18 protein-coding genes are annotated in these 15579 nt (G+C 66.9%); 8 read left to right on the forward strand and 10 right to left on the reverse strand.

Annotated features, from left to right (window positions below):
* Positions 1-231 precede the first annotated feature (231 nt).
* On the forward strand, positions 232-1236 hold the full coding sequence (locus ACF8NF_RS07315) for a Bug family tripartite tricarboxylate transporter substrate binding protein (protein WP_392450337.1): 1005 nt from the start codon (positions 232-234) through the stop codon (positions 1234-1236).
* 24 nt (positions 1237-1260) lie between these two features.
* Here ACF8NF_RS07315 and ACF8NF_RS07320 read toward each other — a convergent pair whose 3' ends face one another.
* A complete protein-coding gene (locus ACF8NF_RS07320; RefSeq protein ID WP_392450339.1) occupies positions 1261-1902 on the reverse strand; it encodes a histidine phosphatase family protein in 642 nt (213 codons plus the stop codon).
* Between the two features lie 204 nt (positions 1903-2106).
* Positions 2107-2598 (reverse strand): DUF2501 domain-containing protein, encoded by a 492-nt coding sequence (locus ACF8NF_RS07325; protein ID WP_392450340.1) that lies wholly within the window; start codon positions 2596-2598, stop codon positions 2107-2109.
* A 354-nt stretch (positions 2599-2952) separates the two neighbouring features.
* Here ACF8NF_RS07325 and ACF8NF_RS07330 point away from each other — a divergent pair, with 354 nt between their 5' ends.
* The 4 genes from ACF8NF_RS07330 to ACF8NF_RS07345 are packed head-to-tail and all read left to right on the forward strand — an operon-like array spanning position 2953 to position 8176.
* Positions 2953-4545 (forward strand): ABC transporter substrate-binding protein, encoded by a 1593-nt coding sequence (locus tag ACF8NF_RS07330; protein WP_047326233.1) that lies wholly within the window; start codon positions 2953-2955, stop codon positions 4543-4545.
* Between the two features lie 6 nt (positions 4546-4551).
* The gene (locus tag ACF8NF_RS07335) at positions 4552-5517 is read left to right on the forward strand and encodes an ABC transporter permease (protein WP_016446522.1); all 966 of its coding nucleotides are present in this window, start codon (positions 4552-4554) and stop codon (positions 5515-5517) included.
* The gene (locus ACF8NF_RS07340) at positions 5514-6452 is read left to right on the forward strand and encodes an ABC transporter permease (protein WP_012203172.1); all 939 of its coding nucleotides are present in this window, start codon (positions 5514-5516) and stop codon (positions 6450-6452) included. The genes ACF8NF_RS07335 and ACF8NF_RS07340 overlap by 4 nt, the downstream gene beginning before the upstream one ends.
* A complete protein-coding gene (locus ACF8NF_RS07345) occupies positions 6449-8176 on the forward strand; it encodes an ABC transporter ATP-binding protein (RefSeq protein ID WP_288896816.1) in 1728 nt (575 codons plus the stop codon). The genes ACF8NF_RS07340 and ACF8NF_RS07345 overlap by 4 nt, the downstream gene beginning before the upstream one ends.
* Before the next feature lie 27 nt (positions 8177-8203).
* Here ACF8NF_RS07345 and ACF8NF_RS07350 read toward each other — a convergent pair whose 3' ends face one another.
* The 6 genes from ACF8NF_RS07350 to ACF8NF_RS07375 all read right to left on the reverse strand — a co-directional run bounded on the left by ACF8NF_RS07350 (position 8204) and on the right by ACF8NF_RS07375 (position 11967).
* Positions 8204-8527 (reverse strand): DNA-binding protein, encoded by a 324-nt coding sequence (locus ACF8NF_RS07350; protein WP_012203174.1) that lies wholly within the window; start codon positions 8525-8527, stop codon positions 8204-8206.
* Positions 8524-8883, reverse strand: a complete 360-nt coding sequence (locus ACF8NF_RS07355) for a type II toxin-antitoxin system RelE/ParE family toxin (RefSeq protein WP_016451862.1) — start codon at positions 8881-8883, stop codon at positions 8524-8526. Before ACF8NF_RS07355 ends, ACF8NF_RS07350 begins: the two co-directional genes overlap by 4 nt.
* 146 nt (positions 8884-9029) lie before the next feature.
* Positions 9030-9725, reverse strand: a complete 696-nt coding sequence (locus ACF8NF_RS07360; protein ID WP_016446518.1) for a DUF4136 domain-containing protein — start codon at positions 9723-9725, stop codon at positions 9030-9032.
* A 77-nt stretch (positions 9726-9802) separates the two neighbouring features.
* A complete protein-coding gene (gene ttcA / locus ACF8NF_RS07365) occupies positions 9803-10774 on the reverse strand; it encodes a tRNA 2-thiocytidine(32) synthetase TtcA (RefSeq protein ID WP_016446517.1) in 972 nt (323 codons plus the stop codon).
* Positions 10768-11139 (reverse strand): dihydroneopterin aldolase, encoded by a 372-nt coding sequence (locus tag ACF8NF_RS07370; protein ID WP_016446516.1) that lies wholly within the window; start codon positions 11137-11139, stop codon positions 10768-10770. Before ACF8NF_RS07370 ends, ttcA begins: the two co-directional genes overlap by 7 nt.
* 42 nt (positions 11140-11181) lie before the next feature.
* Positions 11182-11967 carry an SDR family oxidoreductase gene (locus ACF8NF_RS07375; protein WP_016446515.1) on the reverse strand — a complete coding sequence of 262 codons (786 nt, stop codon included), beginning with the start codon at positions 11965-11967 and terminating at the stop codon, positions 11182-11184.
* A 116-nt stretch (positions 11968-12083) separates the two neighbouring features.
* Here ACF8NF_RS07375 and ACF8NF_RS07380 point away from each other — a divergent pair, with 116 nt between their 5' ends.
* Positions 12084-13097 carry a class I SAM-dependent methyltransferase gene (locus ACF8NF_RS07380; RefSeq protein ID WP_016451859.1) on the forward strand — a complete coding sequence of 338 codons (1014 nt, stop codon included), beginning with the start codon at positions 12084-12086 and terminating at the stop codon, positions 13095-13097.
* A 26-nt stretch (positions 13098-13123) separates the two neighbouring features.
* Here ACF8NF_RS07380 and ACF8NF_RS07385 read toward each other — a convergent pair whose 3' ends face one another.
* The gene (locus ACF8NF_RS07385; RefSeq protein ID WP_392450341.1) at positions 13124-14014 is read right to left on the reverse strand and encodes a hypothetical protein; all 891 of its coding nucleotides are present in this window, start codon (positions 14012-14014) and stop codon (positions 13124-13126) included.
* 133 nt (positions 14015-14147) lie between these two features.
* Between ACF8NF_RS07385 and ACF8NF_RS07390 the strand changes: the two genes are divergently transcribed.
* Together ACF8NF_RS07390 and trxC are read left to right on the forward strand one after the other, a co-directional pair.
* Complete coding sequence (locus ACF8NF_RS07390; protein ID WP_012203183.1) at positions 14148-14342, forward strand: DUF2905 domain-containing protein; 195 nt, start codon at positions 14148-14150, stop codon at positions 14340-14342.
* Between the two features lie 76 nt (positions 14343-14418).
* The gene (gene trxC, locus ACF8NF_RS07395) at positions 14419-14853 is read left to right on the forward strand and encodes a thioredoxin TrxC (RefSeq protein WP_016451857.1); all 435 of its coding nucleotides are present in this window, start codon (positions 14419-14421) and stop codon (positions 14851-14853) included.
* Positions 14854-14895: 42 nt separating this feature from the next.
* Here the strand turns inward: trxC and ACF8NF_RS07400 are convergent, their stop codons facing one another.
* Complete coding sequence (locus tag ACF8NF_RS07400; protein ID WP_016451856.1) at positions 14896-15579, reverse strand: response regulator transcription factor; 684 nt, start codon at positions 15577-15579, stop codon at positions 14896-14898.

The raw sequence follows: 15579 nt of genomic DNA on the forward strand, positions 1-15579 counted from the left end.
GCCAATTCTGGACAGGGCCGTTGTGCGGCGCCTTAGGCGTGAACCCTAGGACACGGAATCACAAGGGTTGAAACGGATTGCAATAAATGGGGCTTCATGGCAAGCGCGTGGCAGGAAAATTGCGCCCTATGGCAGAATCGCCCGCTTTCCACGCGCTGGACGTGCTTGCCCTGCAGGCCATCGCCAGCCCGCACCGCCTTTGCCGGCATGCGCCTTGCATGCCCAAGCCCCATGCCCTTGTCCCGCCGCTCCCTGCTATCGGCTGCCGCCTCACTGGCTGCGGCCCTTGCCGCTGCACCCGCCGCCCATGCCGCGCCGGGCGCGGGCAAGCCCTGGCCGGCAGCCGGGCCCATCACGCTGATCGTGCCCTTCGGCGCGGGCAGCGATGTGGACGCCACGGCGCGGCTGGTGGCCGAAAAGCTGGGTGCGCGGCTGCGCCAGTCGGTGGTGGTGGACAACGTGCCGGCCTCCGGCGGCGTGCTGGGCGTGAGCAAGGTGGCGCGCTCGCATGCCGATGGCTACACGCTGCTGCTGGGCTTTGACGGGCCGGTGAGCATTGCGCAACTGGTGAACTCCTCCGTGCGCTATGACGCCGAGCGAGATCTGGCGCCCGTGGGCCTGGTCACCGCGGCGCCCATGGTGATCGTGGCCCGCCCGGGCCTGCCGGTGCACAACCTCAACGAGCTGATCAGCATGGCCCGCGCCCGGCCCGGCGCGCTGACCTATGCCACGCCGGGCGTGGGCACGGTGCTGCACCTGGCCATGGAGCGGCTGCAGGAGCGTGCCCGCATCCGCCTGGTCCATGTGCCCTATCGCGGCGTGGCCCAGGTGACCAGCGAGGTCATGGGCGGCCAGGTCGATCTGGGCATTCTGATGACCACCGGCGCCACGCCGCTGGTGCAGCAGAAAAAGCTGGAAGGCGTGGGCGTGACCTCGGCACAGCGCATCGACGTGATTCCCGAGGTGATGAGCTTTGCGGAGGCTCCTGATTTGAAGGGCTTCGAGCTGGAAGCCTGGACCGGCCTGTTCGCCCCCGCCCGCACGCCCGAACCCGTGGTCAGCCGCCTGGCCGCCGAACTGGCCGAGGTGCTGAAGCTGCCCGAGGTCCGCAAGCGCCTGCAGGACAGCGGTGCCACGCCCGGCTCGGGCACGCCGGCCACGTTCGCCCAGTTCCTGAAGAAGGAAAAGGCGAGCTATACGCAGATTGTCAAGTCCGCCAATATCCAGGTGGAATGAGGGACTGCGCTGCAGTGCGGGCGTTCAGCTGAAAACCTCGTCGCGCGCACCGCCTTCCAGGTGCTGCACATCGCCCCAGCCGACCAGGCCCAGGCCCTGGGGCGTCCACAGCAGGCGGTTGATGGCCGCGTTGCCCAGCGCCCAGGTGCGTGGTGCCTGCACTTCCTGGTGCGTGGCCAGGCGGTAGAGCACGTCCATCACGCCGCCATGCGCCACGATCACGATCTGCTCGCCTGCGTGGCGGCCGGCCAGGCGGTCCACCGTGGCCGAGATGCGGTCGCGCAGCATCAGCAGCGACTCGCCGCCGCCAGCGGGCACGAACTCGGGATCGCGCTTGCGCCAGCGCAGCGCGTCCTCCGGGTGGGACGCCTCGATATCGTTGAAGGTCTGGCCCTCGAAGCTGCCGAAGCAGCGTTCGCGCAGGCCCTTGTCGGCCGTCAGCGTCGCCCCCGTGCTTGCGGCCACGGCCTCGGCCGTGGCATAGGCACGCAGAAGGTCGCTGCTGTAGATGGCGGCCACCGGCTCGCCCGCCAGGGCCTTGCCGGCCTGGGCGGCCTGCCACAGGCCCAGGTCGTTGAGAGGAATGTCCAGATGGCCCTGGATGCGGGCGTCCACATTCCAGGCGGTTTCTCCGTGGCGGATGGCAATGATGCGCGTGGCTTGCATGAGGGGCTGGCGTGGGGTGCTGCAAAAAGGAGCAGGCATTGTCCCGCAAGCCAGGCAAGCCTGCATCGCGCGCCGCCGTTGAAACTGGCGCGGCCCAACTCAGGGACGCCGAGCAAGAGCCGCCTCGCGGCGGGGGCGCCCAGCCGAAGGCGTCGTCCCCCTCCGCGAAGCGAGAAGGGGGAAGCGGCGCAGCCGCTCAGGGGGTCAGATCAGCGATTTAGCGTTGTCCAGCACGAAGTCGCAGGCCTTTTCCTTGAGGTCGCCCTTGAGCTTGTCGATGCTGAAGCTCTTGCCGTTGGAGCCGGTGACCAGGCCGCCCAGGCCGTTCTGGAATCCCGTGTCCTTGGGCTCTTCCTGCTTTTGCATGCCCAGCTTGCCCAGCAACTGGTCCTTGACCTGGGCCGCCTTGTCGGCATTGAGGTAGTTGTTCTTCATGCAGTAGGAGATGACGCCTGCCGCATTGCCGGCCGTGGCCGAGGGGCTCAGGCCCAGGGCGGACAGCGCGCCCGAACCGCCTGCCCCCGCACCCAGCATGCCGCCAAGGCCGGAGCCGGCGCCTTCGCTGCTGGCGGCGGCCTTGTCACCGCCAAGGCCCGAGGCCTGGCGCAGCGAGTCGCCCAGGCCCGACGCCTGGGCAGGCAGGGCGCCCAGGCCCAGCATGGCGCACAGCAGTGCGCTGGCAATGGATGTCTTCATGGATGCTTCCTTTCCGCGGCAACCCGCAGGCTCGATACAGGGCCTGAAATTAGCACGCCGTGCGGCGCAGACCTGTGCCCGATTGCAAACCTTTGCCAGAGCGGGCCGTGTCGGTCTTTCGCGTTTTCACTAGCTGTCAAAGCCGTTGGCCTGTCCATGATGGCCGCACACCATTGGCGGGCCGCGGCGGCAGTCTTGTTATTTGGAAATGGCTTTTAAGTATAAAAATCAATTCAACAAGCTGAAAAAGTTATTTAAAGTGGGGCGCATCTATATGGCCCGCTTCTTGCGGCGCCCGGGCTGCTGCGTCGCATGGCCGCCGCCTTTCCAATCAATCCACAGGGGAGCAGACAAATGATCATGAAGATTCTGGGCAGTTCTTTGCTGGCCGCAGGCCTGTTGACCTCGGCCGCGCTGGCCCAGGCCGAGACCGTGCGCTGGGCGCGCGGCTCCGATCCGACTTCGCTGGACCCGCATGCCTTCAACGTGGGCACCAATTTCGTGCTGCTGCACCAGATCTACGAAACCCTGGTCATCCGCTCGGCCGACGGCAAGCTGGTGCCCACGCTGGCCACCTCGTGGAAGATGACCTCCGACCCGTCGGTCTGGGAGTTCAAGCTGCGTCCCAACGTCAAGTTCCATGACGGCACGCCGTTCACGGCGCGCGACGTGGTCTTCTCGCTGAACCGCGCCAAGGGCGAGAACGCCCAGGTCAAGTCCCTGCTGTCCTCGATGGAGGAGGCCAAGGCCGTGGACGATCTCACGGTGCATGTGAAGACCAAGGGGCCGAACCTGATCTTCCCGGACAACCTGACCAATCTCTTCATCATGAGCGAGAAGTGGTCCAAGGCCAACGGCGCCGAGACCACGCAGGACACGGCCAGCAAGACCGAGAATGGCGCCACGCGCGCGGCCAACGGCACGGGCGCCTATGTGCTGGCCAGCCGCGAGGTCGATTCCCGGACGGTGATGAAGCTCAATCCCGACTACTGGGGCAAGGGCCAGTTCCCGCTGCAGGTGACCGAGCTGGTCTACCTGCCCATCAAGTCCCCGGCCACGCGCGTGGCGGCCCTGCTGTCGGGCGAGGTGGACTTCGCCCAGGACATTCCCGCGCAGGACGTGGCGCGCCTGAAGCAGGACAAGCGCCTGCGCATCAATGAAGGCCCCGAGAACCGCTCCATCTTCCTGGGCCTGAACGTGGGTGCGGCCGAGCTCAAGAGCAGCAACGTCAAGGGCAAGAATCCGCTGGCCGATCCCAAGGTGCGCCAGGCCATCGAGCTGGCCATCGACCGCGATGCGATCAAGCGCTCGGTGATGCGCGGCCTGTCGATTCCCACGGGCGTGATCGCGCCGTCGTTCGTCAATGGCTACGACAAGGCCTTCGCGGCCTATCCCAAGGCGGATGCCGCCAAGGCCAAGCAACTGCTGGCCGAGGCGGGCTACCCCAACGGCTTCACCATCACGCTGAACACGCCCAACGACCGCTATGTGAACGACGAGGCCATCGCCACGGCGGTGGCCGGTTTCCTGGGTCGCATCGGCATCAAGACCGAAGTCTCGGCCCGGCCGATCGCCATGCACAGCGTCTCGCTGACCAAGGCGGACAGCGACTTCTACCTGTACGGCTGGGGCGTGCCCACCTACGACTCGGCCTACATCTTCGACTTCCTGGTGCATACGCGCGGCAAGGACAGCCGGGGTGCGCAAAATGCCACGCACTACAGCAATGCCGATGTGGATGCCAAGATCCTGTCCCTGTCCTCGGAGAGCGACAAGGCAAAGCGCGATGCCACCATCAAGAGCATCTGGGAGACCGTGCAAAAGGAGCGCTTCTACATTGCGCTGCATGACCAGGTGATCCACTTCGCGTCCGTGCCCCGGCTCAATGTGCCCGTGCACCCGGACAACGCGCTGCACTTCAAGTTCGTCAAGTTCGAGAAGAAGTAAGCGCCGATGCTGGTCCATCTGCTGCGCCGGCTGGGCCAGTCCGCCCTGGTCCTGCTGGCCGTCTCCTTTGTCTCGTTCATGGTGTTCCGCCATATCGGCGATCCCACGATCAGCCTGCTGGGCGAGGACGCGACGGTTGCCGAGCGCGAGGCGCTGACGGAAAGCCTGGGCTTCAACAAGCCCGTGCCGCTGCAGTACCTGGCATACGTGGGCAAGGTGCTGCAGGGCGACCTGGGCATCTCCTACCGGCTCAAGCGCCCCGTGACCGAGATCATTGCCGAGCGCCTGCCCGCCACGCTGGAGCTGGCGATGACGGCGGCGCTGTTCGCCCTGGTCATCGGCGTGGCGCTGGGCGTGTACACGGCCATACGGCGCGAGGGATGGCTGAGCCGCTCGATCATGACGGTGTCGCTGGTGGGCGTGTCCCTGCCCACCTTCCTGATCGGCATCGCCCTGATCTACCTGTTTGCCGTGGAGCTGCGCTGGCTGCCGTCCTTCGGGCGCGGCGAGACGGTGAAGCTGGGCGGCTGGGAGACCGGGCTGCTGACGGCTTCGGGCTGGTCGGCGCTGATCCTGCCGGCCATCACGCTGGGCTTTTACAACATGACGCTGATCATGCGCCTGGTGCGCGCCGAGATGCTGGAGGTGCTGCGCGCCGACTACATGCGCTTCGGCCGCGCGCGCGGGCTGCGCGAGCGCGACCTGTACTTCGGCCATGCGCTGCGCAATACCCTGATTCCCGTGATCACCATTGCGGGCCTGCAGATCGGCTCGCTGATCGCCTTTGCCATCGTCACCGAGACCGTGTTCCAGTGGCCCGGCGTGGGCCTGCTGTTCATCTCCTCCATCCAGGGCGTGGACGTGCCGCTGATCGCCGCCTACCTGATGTTCATCGCGCTGCTGTACGTGGGCATCAACCTGCTCGTCGATTTCCTGTACGTGATCGTGGACCCCCGCTTGAGAAACCGATGACCGATTCCGCCAAACAAGCAATCCCTCCCACGGGCTGGCGCGCCAGCGACTCGCCGGTCAAGCGCGCGTTTGCACGCTCGCGCCTGGTGCAGGCGGCGGCGCTGGTGCTGGCGCTGATCGTGGCGGCCACGCTGCTGTCGCCCTGGCTGGCGTGGCAGAACCCCTTCGACCCGGCCAATCTGGACCTGATGGATGCCTTCACGCCGCCGGGCCAGGCAGGCACCAGCGGCACGCTGTACGCGCTGGGATCGGACGACCAGGGCCGCGATGTGTGGAGCGCCATCCTCTACGGGCTGCGCATGTCGGTGCTGGTGGGCGTGTCGGCCGTGGGGCTGTCCCTGCTGATCGGCGTGCCGCTGGGCCTGGTCTGCGGCTATGCGGGCGGCTGGTTCGACACGCTGATGATGCGCATCGCCGATGTGCAGCTGACCTTTCCCGTGATCCTGGTGGCGCTGCTGGTCTTCGGCATCGCACGCGGCCTGCTGCCCGAGGGCTACCGCGACGACATGGCGGTCTTCGTGATCATCGTGGCCATCGGCCTGTCCGACTGGGTGCAGTACGCACGCACCGTGCGCGGCGCGGTGATGGTGGAAAAGCACAAGGACTACGTGCTGGCGGCCCAGCTCATAGGCCGCAGCCGCGTGGCCATCCTGGTGCGCCACATCCTGCCCAACCTGCTGGCGCCCATCCTGGTGATCGCCACCATCAGCTTCGCGCATGCCATCGTGGCCGAGTCCACGCTGTCCTACCTGGGCGTGGGCCTGCCGCCCACCCAGCCTTCGCTGGGCACGCTGATCCGCATCGGCCAGGGCTTCCTGTTCTCGGGCGAGTGGTGGATATTGCTGTTCCCCTCGCTGGTGCTGCTGGCGCTGGCGCTGTCCGTCAACCTCGTCGGCGACTGGCTGCGCGACGCACTGAACCCCAAGCTGCAATGAGCACGACACAAGAATCCGGGCAGCCCCCCGCACAGCCTGCGGTGCTGAGCGTTCGCGGCCTGTCCGTCACCTTCGACACCTACAAGGGCCCCGTGCAGGTGCTGGACGATGTGTCCTTCGACATTGCGCCCGGCGAGATCCTGGGCGTGGTCGGCGAGTCTGGCGCGGGCAAGTCCATGACGGGCGCCGCTGTGATCGGCCTGATCGAGCCGCCGGGCCGCATCTCGGCCGGCACGGTGCAGTTGCGCGGCGAGCGCATCGACACGCTGCGCGGCGAGGACCTGCGGCGCATACGCGGCCGGCGCATAGGCTCCATCTTCCAGGACCCGCTGACCAGCCTGAACCCGGTCTATACCGTGGGCCGGCACCTGGTGGAGACCATCCGCACGCACCTGCCCGTCTCCGAGAAGGAAGCCGAGGCACGCGCGCTGGCCCTGCTCGAAGAGGTGGAGATCCCGCAGGCGCGCGAGCGCATGGCCCAGTATCCGCACCAGTTCTCGGGCGGCATGCGCCAGCGCGTGGCCATCGCCCTGGCGCTGTGCGCCGAGCCCGAACTCATCATTGCCGACGAGCCCACCACGGCGCTGGACGTGTCCGTGCAGGCGCAGATCATTGCCCTGCTGCGCCGTGTGTGCAAGGAGCGCGGCGCGGCCGCCATGCTGATCACGCACGACATGGGCGTCATCGCCGAGACGGCCGACCGCGTCATGGTCATGTACCAGGGCCGCGTGCTGGAAACCGGCCCCGTGCGCCAGGTGCTGGACGCGCCGCAGCAGCCCTACACCCAGGTGCTGATGGGCGCCATTCCCAGCGTGCACCACCGCGTGCAGCGCCTGCCCGTGCCCGAGGTGGGCGGCGGCCCGGCCGCGCCCGCCGTGCCCTGGCAGCCCGGGGCCGGAGCGCAGGAGCCCGCGGCTGCCCTGCTGGAGGTCAGGGATCTGTGCAAGGAGTTCGACCTGTCCAGCGGCTGGCTGGCCCGGCTGCTGGCGCGCGAGGACAAAAAGATCCTCAAGGCCGTGGACGGCGTCGGCTTTTCGATCCGCAGGGGCTCCACCTTCGGCCTGGTCGGCGAGTCCGGTTCGGGCAAATCCACGGTGGCGCGCATGGTGGCCGGGCTGACGCCGCCCACCAGCGGCACCGTGCTGTTCGACGGCGTGGACAAGTGGAGCCCGGCCGCCCAGACCGTGGCCATGCGCCGGCGCTTCCAGATGATCTTCCAGGACCCGTATGCCAGCCTGAACCCGCGCTGGACCGTGCAGGAGCTGATTGCCGAACCCCTGCAGGTGCTGGCCCTGACGGCCGGCAAGGACGAGACGGCCGAGCGCGTGCAGGAGGCGCTGCGCCGCGTGCGCATGAAGCCCGACGATGCGCGCAAGTACCCGCACCAGTTCTCGGGCGGGCAGCGCCAGCGCATCGCCATTGCGCGCGCCCTGGCCAGCCGGCCCGAGTTCATCATCTGCGACGAACCCACCTCGGCGCTGGACGTCTCGGTCCAGGCCCAGGTGCTCAACCTCATGCGCGACCTGCAGGAGGAGTTCGGCCTGACTTATCTGCTGATCAGCCACAACCTGGCCGTGATCCGCCACATGTGCGACGACATCGGCGTCATGCAGCGCGGCCGCCTGGTCGAGACCGGCGAGGCCGGCGCCGTGCTCGATGCGCCGCAGCATCCGTACACGCGCGCGCTGATGGCTGCCGTGCCTGATATGGAGCATGTGCACTGAGCAAAGTGCACTGTCATGGCCTGGCGTTCAGGTCGCGGCAACGACCCGCACGTCGAACCGGACCTGAAGCCAGTTCTTGATGGCGGCAAAGATCGCGGCAAGATTGTCCATGCTGGGGTTGCCTTTCGGCGAAAGCATGCGGTGCAGGCTCTTGCTCGGCTTGTGCGTGAGGTCGGCCAGCGTCTCGAATCCCACCGTTGCGTTGACGAGATCGCGCAGGACGAGGCGTGCCGTTTCTGGCTCACCGCTCAGAAAAAGAGTGGCCGCCTCATCAAGCAGCGCCTGTGCGAAAGCAGGGTCGCGCTCAATGCGCTGAATGACCGTTTGTTTGAAATCGCGGGTGAGCGTCATGGCTTCGTTCCTTTTTTGGCATTGTCCGAGGGGCGTTGCCTCTTGCGAGCCTTGTATTCGCTGTGCAGGGCCACGGCTTCGTCGATGGCCTTCTGCTGGCCCTTTTTCGTGCTGCCCCCGAACAGGATGATCAATCTTTCCCCGTCCTTGGCGAGATAGATGCGGTAGCCCGGGCCCCAGTCGATCTTGTATTCGCCAATACCCCGGAACCATTCGATATTGGAGGTGTTGCCCAACTCCATGCGGGCCATGGCGACGGCCACCTTGGCGGCCGCCTGGCCATCCAGCCCGTTGAACCATGTCTGGTACGCGCTGCTGCCGTCTTCGCGGATGTACTCCTGGAGCTGGATTCGCATGGATTGGATGGTAACTTATGAGTTACCAACGCTGCAAGGCGCTGTCCACATGACCTACAGCGTTCTCATGTTCCCAGGAACGAATGACAGCGATGGACCTAAAAAAGGCCTGCGGATGCAGGCCTTTGCTTCTGAGACACGATGGCTCACCGGGCGGGTGCTGGCGTGGCCGGTGCTGCCTGCGCTGCAGGCGCCGCCTGGGCCGGCGGCTGCGCCGGCGCGCCACCCTGCTGCACCGGCCCGATGGTGGTGCGCACCACGCGCGAGCCCTTGGGCGGGTTGGGGAAGCCGGTGAGCGCGGCGTCGAACAGGATGCCGAAGATGGCCGGGTCGTCGGTCCACACATCCTGGCGCTGGGCCGAGGTCTCGTAGACGATCTGCTGCGTGGTGGCGTTGCGCATCACGATGCTGACGGCGCGGTAGTACTCCAGCGGCGGGCCGTCGAACATGAAGCTGCCGCCAAAGCCCATGCCCCAGCCGCGCCCGTAGCCCAGGCCCCAACCCCAGCGCGGGCCGCCCCAGCGGTCGTAGTAGGGCCAGGCGGCGTAGTCGCGCGCATAGCGAGCGTCGGCGCCGATCTGCACGATCAGGCTGGCCCGGGAGTCGTCGCGCTGCAGGCCCACGCGGCCCAGGGCCTGCTGGGCCTGGGATTCGATGGCAGCGAAATGCGTCTGCGCCTCGCGTTGCGAGGGCAGGACCTCCAGGCGGTAGGTGGGCGGCGCGGGCAGGGCGCCCAGCGTGGAATAGCTCTGGACGGTGCTCTGGACTTCGCGCACGCTGGCGCAGCCGGTGAGCAAGGCCGTGGCCACGATGGCCAGGACATGGATGCAGCGCAGCTTCATGGTGTACTCCTTGGTCGAAAAAAGGCCCGTTTGCACGGGCCTTGGTTGGAGTGGGGCGATTGTTATAGGTTCAGCCGTCAGGACGACAGTTGTACCACCTGCAGACCGGGCAGCGATGCGGACACTGGCATCTCTTCATGGTCGAAGGCCATGTCGCCGTTGGGGTCGGCAATGCCGGTGGCCTTGGCGTTCTTGAAGTCGTGCAGCTCGGGATCCATCATGTGCGTGGTCACGATGTGGCCCATGGCGCGGAACATGCTTTCCACGCGGCCCGGGAATTTCTTGTCCCACTCGCGCAGCAGCTCGCCCACGGCCACGCGCTGCAGGCCGTCCTGGCTGCCGCAGAGGTTGCAGGGGATGATGGGGAAGTTCTGGTACTGGGCCCAGCGCACGGTGTCCTTCTCGGGCACGTAGCACAGCGGGCGGATCACCACATGCTTGCCGTCGTCCGAGACCAGCTTCGGGGGCATGCCCTTCATGCGGCCGCCGTAGAACATGTTGAGCATCAGCGTCTGCACGATGTCGTCGCGGTGGTGGCCCAGGGCCACCTTGGTGCAGCCCAGCTCGTCGGCCACCTTGTACAGGATGGCGCGGCGCAGGCGCGAGCACAGGCCGCAGGTGGTCTTGCCCTCGGGCACGACGCGCTTGACCACGCTGTAGGTGTCCTGCGTTTCGATGTGGTAGTCCACGCCGATGCTCTTGAAGTACTCGGGCAGCACATGGTCGGGAAAGCCGGGCTGCTTCTGGTCGAGGTTCACGGCCACCAGCTCGAATTTGACGGGCGCGCGCTTTTGCAGCTTGCGCAGCACGTCCAGCATCGTGTAGCTGTCCTTGCCGCCCGACATGCAGACCATGATCTTGTCGCCTTCCTCGATCATGTTGAAGTCGGTGATGGCGCGGCCCACCTCGCGGCACAGGCGCTTTTCGAGCTTGATCTGCTCGCGCTCGATCTTGATGCGGTTGCCGCCTGCGGTGTCTGCGGGGGCGTCGGCGGCGGCTTCTTCGGCCAGCCAGGGGTTGTCGGTCACTGCGTTCATGGGGTTCACCATTGTCCTGTCTCGACGCGAATGGCCACTTCGCAGTCGTCAAAAATTTCGAGCTTGGCGATCTTCACGCGCACGCCCATCACGCCGGGCAGCTGCATCAGGCGCTGGGCCAGCTTGCCGATCAGGCTCTCCAGCAGGTTCACATGCTCGGCCGTGCATTCATCGATGATGATCTGGCGCACCTTGCGGTAGTCCAGCACATGCAGGATGTCGTCGTCGCGCGGAGCCAGCGGCTGCGTGCCCAGGCTCAGCTCGGCATCGACCTGGATGGGCTGGGGCATCTGTTTTTCGTGGGCGAGGATGCCCAGGTTGGCGTCGAAACGCAAACCCGTGAGCGTCAGGATCTGTTGTCCGGTGGCGGAGTTCATGGGGAAAAGCCGTGGAGTGTGGGGATGGGCGCGGGCAGGCGCCTACATCATGGAAAAGTCGCGCTCGAAGCGCTGCAGGTGCTGGCCGCCATCGACCAGCAGCGTGGTGCCCGTGATGGACTGGTTGTCCAGCGCAAAGCACACGGTGGCGGCCACGTCGGCCGCGCTGGACGAGCGGCCCAGCGGGCTGAGGCGGTGCAGGGCCTCGAAGCGCTCCTGGCTCAGCATGTGGCTGGTCAGCGTCAGGCCCGGGGCCACGCCGACCACGCGCACGCGCGGCGCCAGGGCCAGCGCCAGCATGGTCCCTGCGGCCTCAAGCGCTGCCTTGGACAGCGTGTAGCTGAGGAAATCGGGGTTCTGGTTCCAGAGCTTCTGGTCCAGCATGTTGATCACGGCGCCGCTGGCATGCTCCTCGCCGGCCGCCACGCGGTCCTCGATATGGGCATGCAGCGCCTGGGCCAGCAGGATGGGCGCGCCGGTGTTGCTGCGCAGGTGGGCTTCCAGGGCCACGTAGCTGAAGCTGCCGGCGTCGTCATGCTCGAACAGAGAGGCGTTGTTGACCACGGCGTCCAGGTGGCCGAAGTGCGCAACGGCACGCGGCACCAGGGAGCGCACCGAGTCCTCGTTGAAGAAATCGGCATCCAGGGCGGCGCTGTCGCCGGCCAGCTCAGCGCAGGTGGCGGCCGTCTCCAGCGCCTCGTCGTGGGAATCGCGGTAGTGCACGGCCACCTGCCAACCGGCGCTGGCAAGCGCGAGCGCGATGTCGCGCCCCAGGCGGCGGGCCGCGCCGGTCACCAAAACTGTGCGTGTTCGGGCAGGTGAGGACATTCGAGGACAATGTACGGATCGTGACGACAGAACCCTCAATTTTAACGGCCGCCCTGCAAACCCGTATTGCGCAAGAGATTGCGTCCTCGGGCGGATGGCTGGCTTTCGACCGTTTCATGGCCCTGGCGCTGTACGAGCCGGGCCTGGGCTACTACGCCAATGACACCGCCAAGTTCGGGCTGATGCCATCGTCGGGCAGCGATTTCGTGACCGCGCCCGAGATGTCCCCTGTCTTCGGCCAGTTGCTGGCCGCCCAGGTGGCCGAGGCGCTGCAGCGCACGCACACCCGCGAAGTCTGGGAGTTTGGCGCCGGCACGGGCGCGCTGGCGCTGCAGGTGCTGGACGAGCTGGCGGCCCTGGGCGTGCGGCCGGACCGCTACACCATCGTCGACCTGTCGGGCACGCTGCGTGCGCGACAGCAGCTCAGGCTGGTCAAGTACGAAGGCCTGGTGCACTGGGCCGATGCCCTGCCCGATAGGCTCGAAGGCGTGGTCATCGGCAACGAGGTGCTGGATGCCATGCCCGTGCAGCTGCTGGTGCGCAAGGCAGGTGTCTGGCATGAGCGCGGCGTGGTGCTGCAGCCGGACGGCAGCCTGGGCTGGGAAGACAGGCCCACGCCACTGCGCCCGCCGATGGACATCGAGGGCGAGCACGACTACCTGACCGAAATCCACCCGCAGGGCGAGGCCTTCATTCGCACGCTGGGCGAGCGCATGGCGCGCGGCGCGGCATTTTTCATCGACTACGGCTTTGGCGAATCCGAGTATTTCCACCCGCAGCGCCACATGGGCACCCTGGTGTGCCACCGGCTGCACAAGGTGGACGACGATCCGCTGGCCGATGTCGGCCTCAAGGACATCACGGCCCATGTGAACTTCACGGGCACGGCCGTGGCAGCGCAGGAGGCGGGCTTCGAGGTGCTGGGCTATACCTCGCAGGCCCATTTCCTCATCAACTGCGGCCTGGGCCCCAAGCTCGACGCACTGGCCCAGGGCCCGCGCGCCATGGCCACCAAGCTGATGATGGAGCACGAGATGGGCGAGCTGTTCAAGGTCATCGGCCTGGCCAAGGGCGTGGAGCCCTGGGACGCCATGGGCTTTGTGCGCGGCGACCGCACGCACCGCCTGTAGCCGCCGGCCAGAGCTCTGCCCCGGCCTCAGCGCTGGACGCTTCGGCCGTTGCTCACCTCGTAGGCCGTCTGGTCCTTGAGGTTGATGCGGTAGATCTCGCGCGTGACGTTGCCCGAGAAACCCAGCTCCACGATGGACAGGTTCTCGAACGTGGTCGTGAAGCCGCCGGGCAGGATGCGGTTCAGGCGCGCGGCGGTCTCGCCCATGGCGCGCTCGATCTCGGGCGTGAAGGTGGCTTCGCTGTAGACCAGGGTGTTGTGCGGGTTGTGGCTGCGCACCTCCTTGCCGGCCTGCACCTGGTTGATGCCGCTGACACCCACGCTTTGCACCATGGCCTTGGCAGAGTCGTTCATGCGGGCATAGACGGGTCCCGTCACGCGCGGCAGCGGGCCGTCGCGCAGCGGCGCCATGGCGGCGGTGGCGCGGGTGTTGAAGTCCATCATGGCCTCGTAGGCCGGGCCGGACTTGACGATGCCCAGGTCCAGCCACCAGGGCTTGCCGGCCCCCTTGGCGGCCTCGGTGGTGTAGAAATTCTTCAGGTGAACGTCCTGCAGCACGGGCGGCAGCGCCGGCAGGGCCGCCAGCATCTTGCGCGGCGTGGAGGGGTCGGCGCTATGGATATGCACCACGGTGACATGGGGCAGATTGAAGGTGTTGGCCTCGGCCACCAGCTTCAGGCGCAGCAACTGCTCGTGCACCACGGGTGCGACCTGGCTGTCCATGATGGCCGTGGCATCGGCCGGCAGGCGGTAGACCAGGCCATAGGTGGCCTGGTGCGCGCGGAAGTCGCTGCGCTGCAGGGCGCTGTTGTCGATGGCGCCGGGTCGGGCTGCCGGCGCAGGTGCGCTGGCGCAGGCGGTCATCAGCAAGGCGGCGGGCAGGGCTGCGGCAAGAAGAAGGCGGCGGTTGCGTTGCATGGCGAATTCGTGGTGGTCGGCCTGGAGGCGATGAAGAGGGGGGGACAGCGGCAATGTAGGCAGTCCATATGTCGTGTGCATGACGCGGTGTACTCTGTATGGCCCGGTCCCGCGCCGCCGTACACTCGGCGCCATGATCCGCTGGCTCCTCGTCATCTTTCTGGCCCTGCTGCTGTTCAATGGCCTGCACGCCTGGCTGGAACGCATAGGCCTGGGCCGCCTGCCGGGCGACTTCCGCTTTCGCCTGTTCGGCCGCGTGATTTTTCTGCCCATTGCCAGCACCGTGTTGCTCAGCGTGATTGCCGCCCTGATCGCCAAGCTGGTCTGAGCATGGCTTGAAGCATGGGCGCAGCGCCCGTATATGCATGCAATTGCCCCCATGACTCGCCAACAAGAGGCCGCCCATGTCCGACAAGCTGCATTTCGTCTGCCCCCATTGCCACACCACCAACCGCATTGCGGTCGATCAGCTGGGTAGCGCGCCTGATTGCGGCAGCTGCCATCAACCGCTGGTCACCGGCCAGCCCGTGGCGCTGGATGCGCAGAGCTTCGCCAGGCATGTGGGGCGCAGCCAGGTGCCCGTGGTGGTCGATTTCTGGGCCCCCTGGTGCGGCCCCTGCCGCATGATGGCTCCGGCCTTCGAACAGGCGGCTCAGGCGCTGGCGCCCGGCGTGCAACTGGCCAAGCTCGATACCGAGGCGCACCCCCACGCTGCCGCGCCCTGGAACATCCGCAGCATCCCGACCATGGTGGTGTTCAAGGAAGGACGCGAGATCGCCCGTGTCTCCGGCGCGCTGCCTGCCGGCGAGATCGTGCGCTGGGTGCGCTCGGTCGTCTGATGGTTGCCGGGCCACAAGGACCGGGTGCCTTCAGGCCCACCCTCAGGCCTGCACTTCACCCGGCAGATAGAAGCAATAGCCGCTGTTGCGCAGCGTCTTGACAGGCAGCTGCTGGCCGCTGGCCTCTTGCACCTTGCGCCTCAGCCGGCGCATCTGGGTGTCCAGGCGGCGCTGGTCGTAGACCAGATAGTCTCCACCCAGCGCCTGCACGATCTGGCGGCGGCTGACGCTGGTCCCTGCCTTGCCCATCAGGCAGTGCAGCACCAGCAGGTCCTGGTGTGACAGCGCCACAGGGGGCGAAGCGGGGGGCTGCAGGCGGCTGGGGCCAAGCTGCAGCAGCCACGGCGCCTGGCGCTGCTGCAGGCCCAGGCGCCGCACCAGGGCGGCCAGGGTGGCTTCCAGCTCGTCGAGATCGCAGCCTTTGCCCAGGTAGTGGTCGGCGCCGATCTCCAGGCCGTCGATGCGGTTGGCGCTGCTGTTGAGCGCGCTGAAGACGATGATGCCCAGTTGCTGGCCCTGCTGGCGCAGGCGCTGGATCAGCGCCAGGCCGTTGCCGTCGGGCAGGCCGATGTCGATGATGGCCAGCCGGTGGCGCCGCGCATCGAAATGGCGGTCGAACTCCTGCAGGCTGGCCACGCACTGCGGTGCATAGCCCAGGGATTCGAGGAACTCGCCCAGTTCATGGCGCAGCACGGGCTCGTCTTCGAGCAGGATCACATCAAGCAT

This window comes from Delftia sp. WSY_22, from assembly GCF_043104185.1.
Taxonomy (GTDB): Bacteria; Pseudomonadota; Gammaproteobacteria; order Burkholderiales; family Burkholderiaceae_C; genus Comamonas; species Comamonas tsuruhatensis.

What these genes read in the sequence shown, in the direction of transcription:
- ACF8NF_RS07315 (WP_392450337.1), top strand. Translation starts at nt 232, where the DNA reads ATGCCCTTGTCCCGCCGCTCCCTGCTATCGGCTGCCGCCTCACTGGCT.
- ACF8NF_RS07320 (WP_392450339.1), bottom strand. Translation starts at nt 1,902, where the DNA reads ATGCAAGCCACGCGCATCATTGCCATCCGCCACGGAGAAACCGCCTGG.
- ACF8NF_RS07325 (WP_392450340.1), bottom strand. Translation starts at nt 2,598, where the DNA reads ATGAAGACATCCATTGCCAGCGCACTGCTGTGCGCCATGCTGGGCCTG.
- ACF8NF_RS07330 (WP_047326233.1), top strand. Translation starts at nt 2,953, where the DNA reads ATGATCATGAAGATTCTGGGCAGTTCTTTGCTGGCCGCAGGCCTGTTG.
- ACF8NF_RS07335 (WP_016446522.1), top strand. Translation starts at nt 4,552, where the DNA reads ATGCTGGTCCATCTGCTGCGCCGGCTGGGCCAGTCCGCCCTGGTCCTG.
- ACF8NF_RS07340 (WP_012203172.1), top strand. Translation starts at nt 5,514, where the DNA reads ATGACCGATTCCGCCAAACAAGCAATCCCTCCCACGGGCTGGCGCGCC.
- ACF8NF_RS07345 (WP_288896816.1), top strand. Translation starts at nt 6,449, where the DNA reads ATGAGCACGACACAAGAATCCGGGCAGCCCCCCGCACAGCCTGCGGTG.
- ACF8NF_RS07350 (WP_012203174.1), bottom strand. Translation starts at nt 8,527, where the DNA reads ATGACGCTCACCCGCGATTTCAAACAAACGGTCATTCAGCGCATTGAG.
- ACF8NF_RS07355 (WP_016451862.1), bottom strand. Translation starts at nt 8,883, where the DNA reads ATGCGAATCCAGCTCCAGGAGTACATCCGCGAAGACGGCAGCAGCGCG.
- ACF8NF_RS07360 (WP_016446518.1), bottom strand. Translation starts at nt 9,725, where the DNA reads ATGAAGCTGCGCTGCATCCATGTCCTGGCCATCGTGGCCACGGCCTTG.
- ttcA (WP_016446517.1), bottom strand. Translation starts at nt 10,774, where the DNA reads ATGGTGAACCCCATGAACGCAGTGACCGACAACCCCTGGCTGGCCGAA.
- ACF8NF_RS07370 (WP_016446516.1), bottom strand. Translation starts at nt 11,139, where the DNA reads ATGAACTCCGCCACCGGACAACAGATCCTGACGCTCACGGGTTTGCGT.
- ACF8NF_RS07375 (WP_016446515.1), bottom strand. Translation starts at nt 11,967, where the DNA reads ATGTCCTCACCTGCCCGAACACGCACAGTTTTGGTGACCGGCGCGGCC.
- ACF8NF_RS07380 (WP_016451859.1), top strand. Translation starts at nt 12,084, where the DNA reads ATGGCCCTGGCGCTGTACGAGCCGGGCCTGGGCTACTACGCCAATGAC.
- ACF8NF_RS07385 (WP_392450341.1), bottom strand. Translation starts at nt 14,014, where the DNA reads ATGCAACGCAACCGCCGCCTTCTTCTTGCCGCAGCCCTGCCCGCCGCC.
- ACF8NF_RS07390 (WP_012203183.1), top strand. Translation starts at nt 14,148, where the DNA reads ATGATCCGCTGGCTCCTCGTCATCTTTCTGGCCCTGCTGCTGTTCAAT.
- trxC (WP_016451857.1), top strand. Translation starts at nt 14,419, where the DNA reads ATGTCCGACAAGCTGCATTTCGTCTGCCCCCATTGCCACACCACCAAC.
- ACF8NF_RS07400 (WP_016451856.1), bottom strand. Translation starts at nt 15,579, where the DNA reads ATGCTTGATGTGATCCTGCTCGAAGACGAGCCCGTGCTGCGCCATGAA.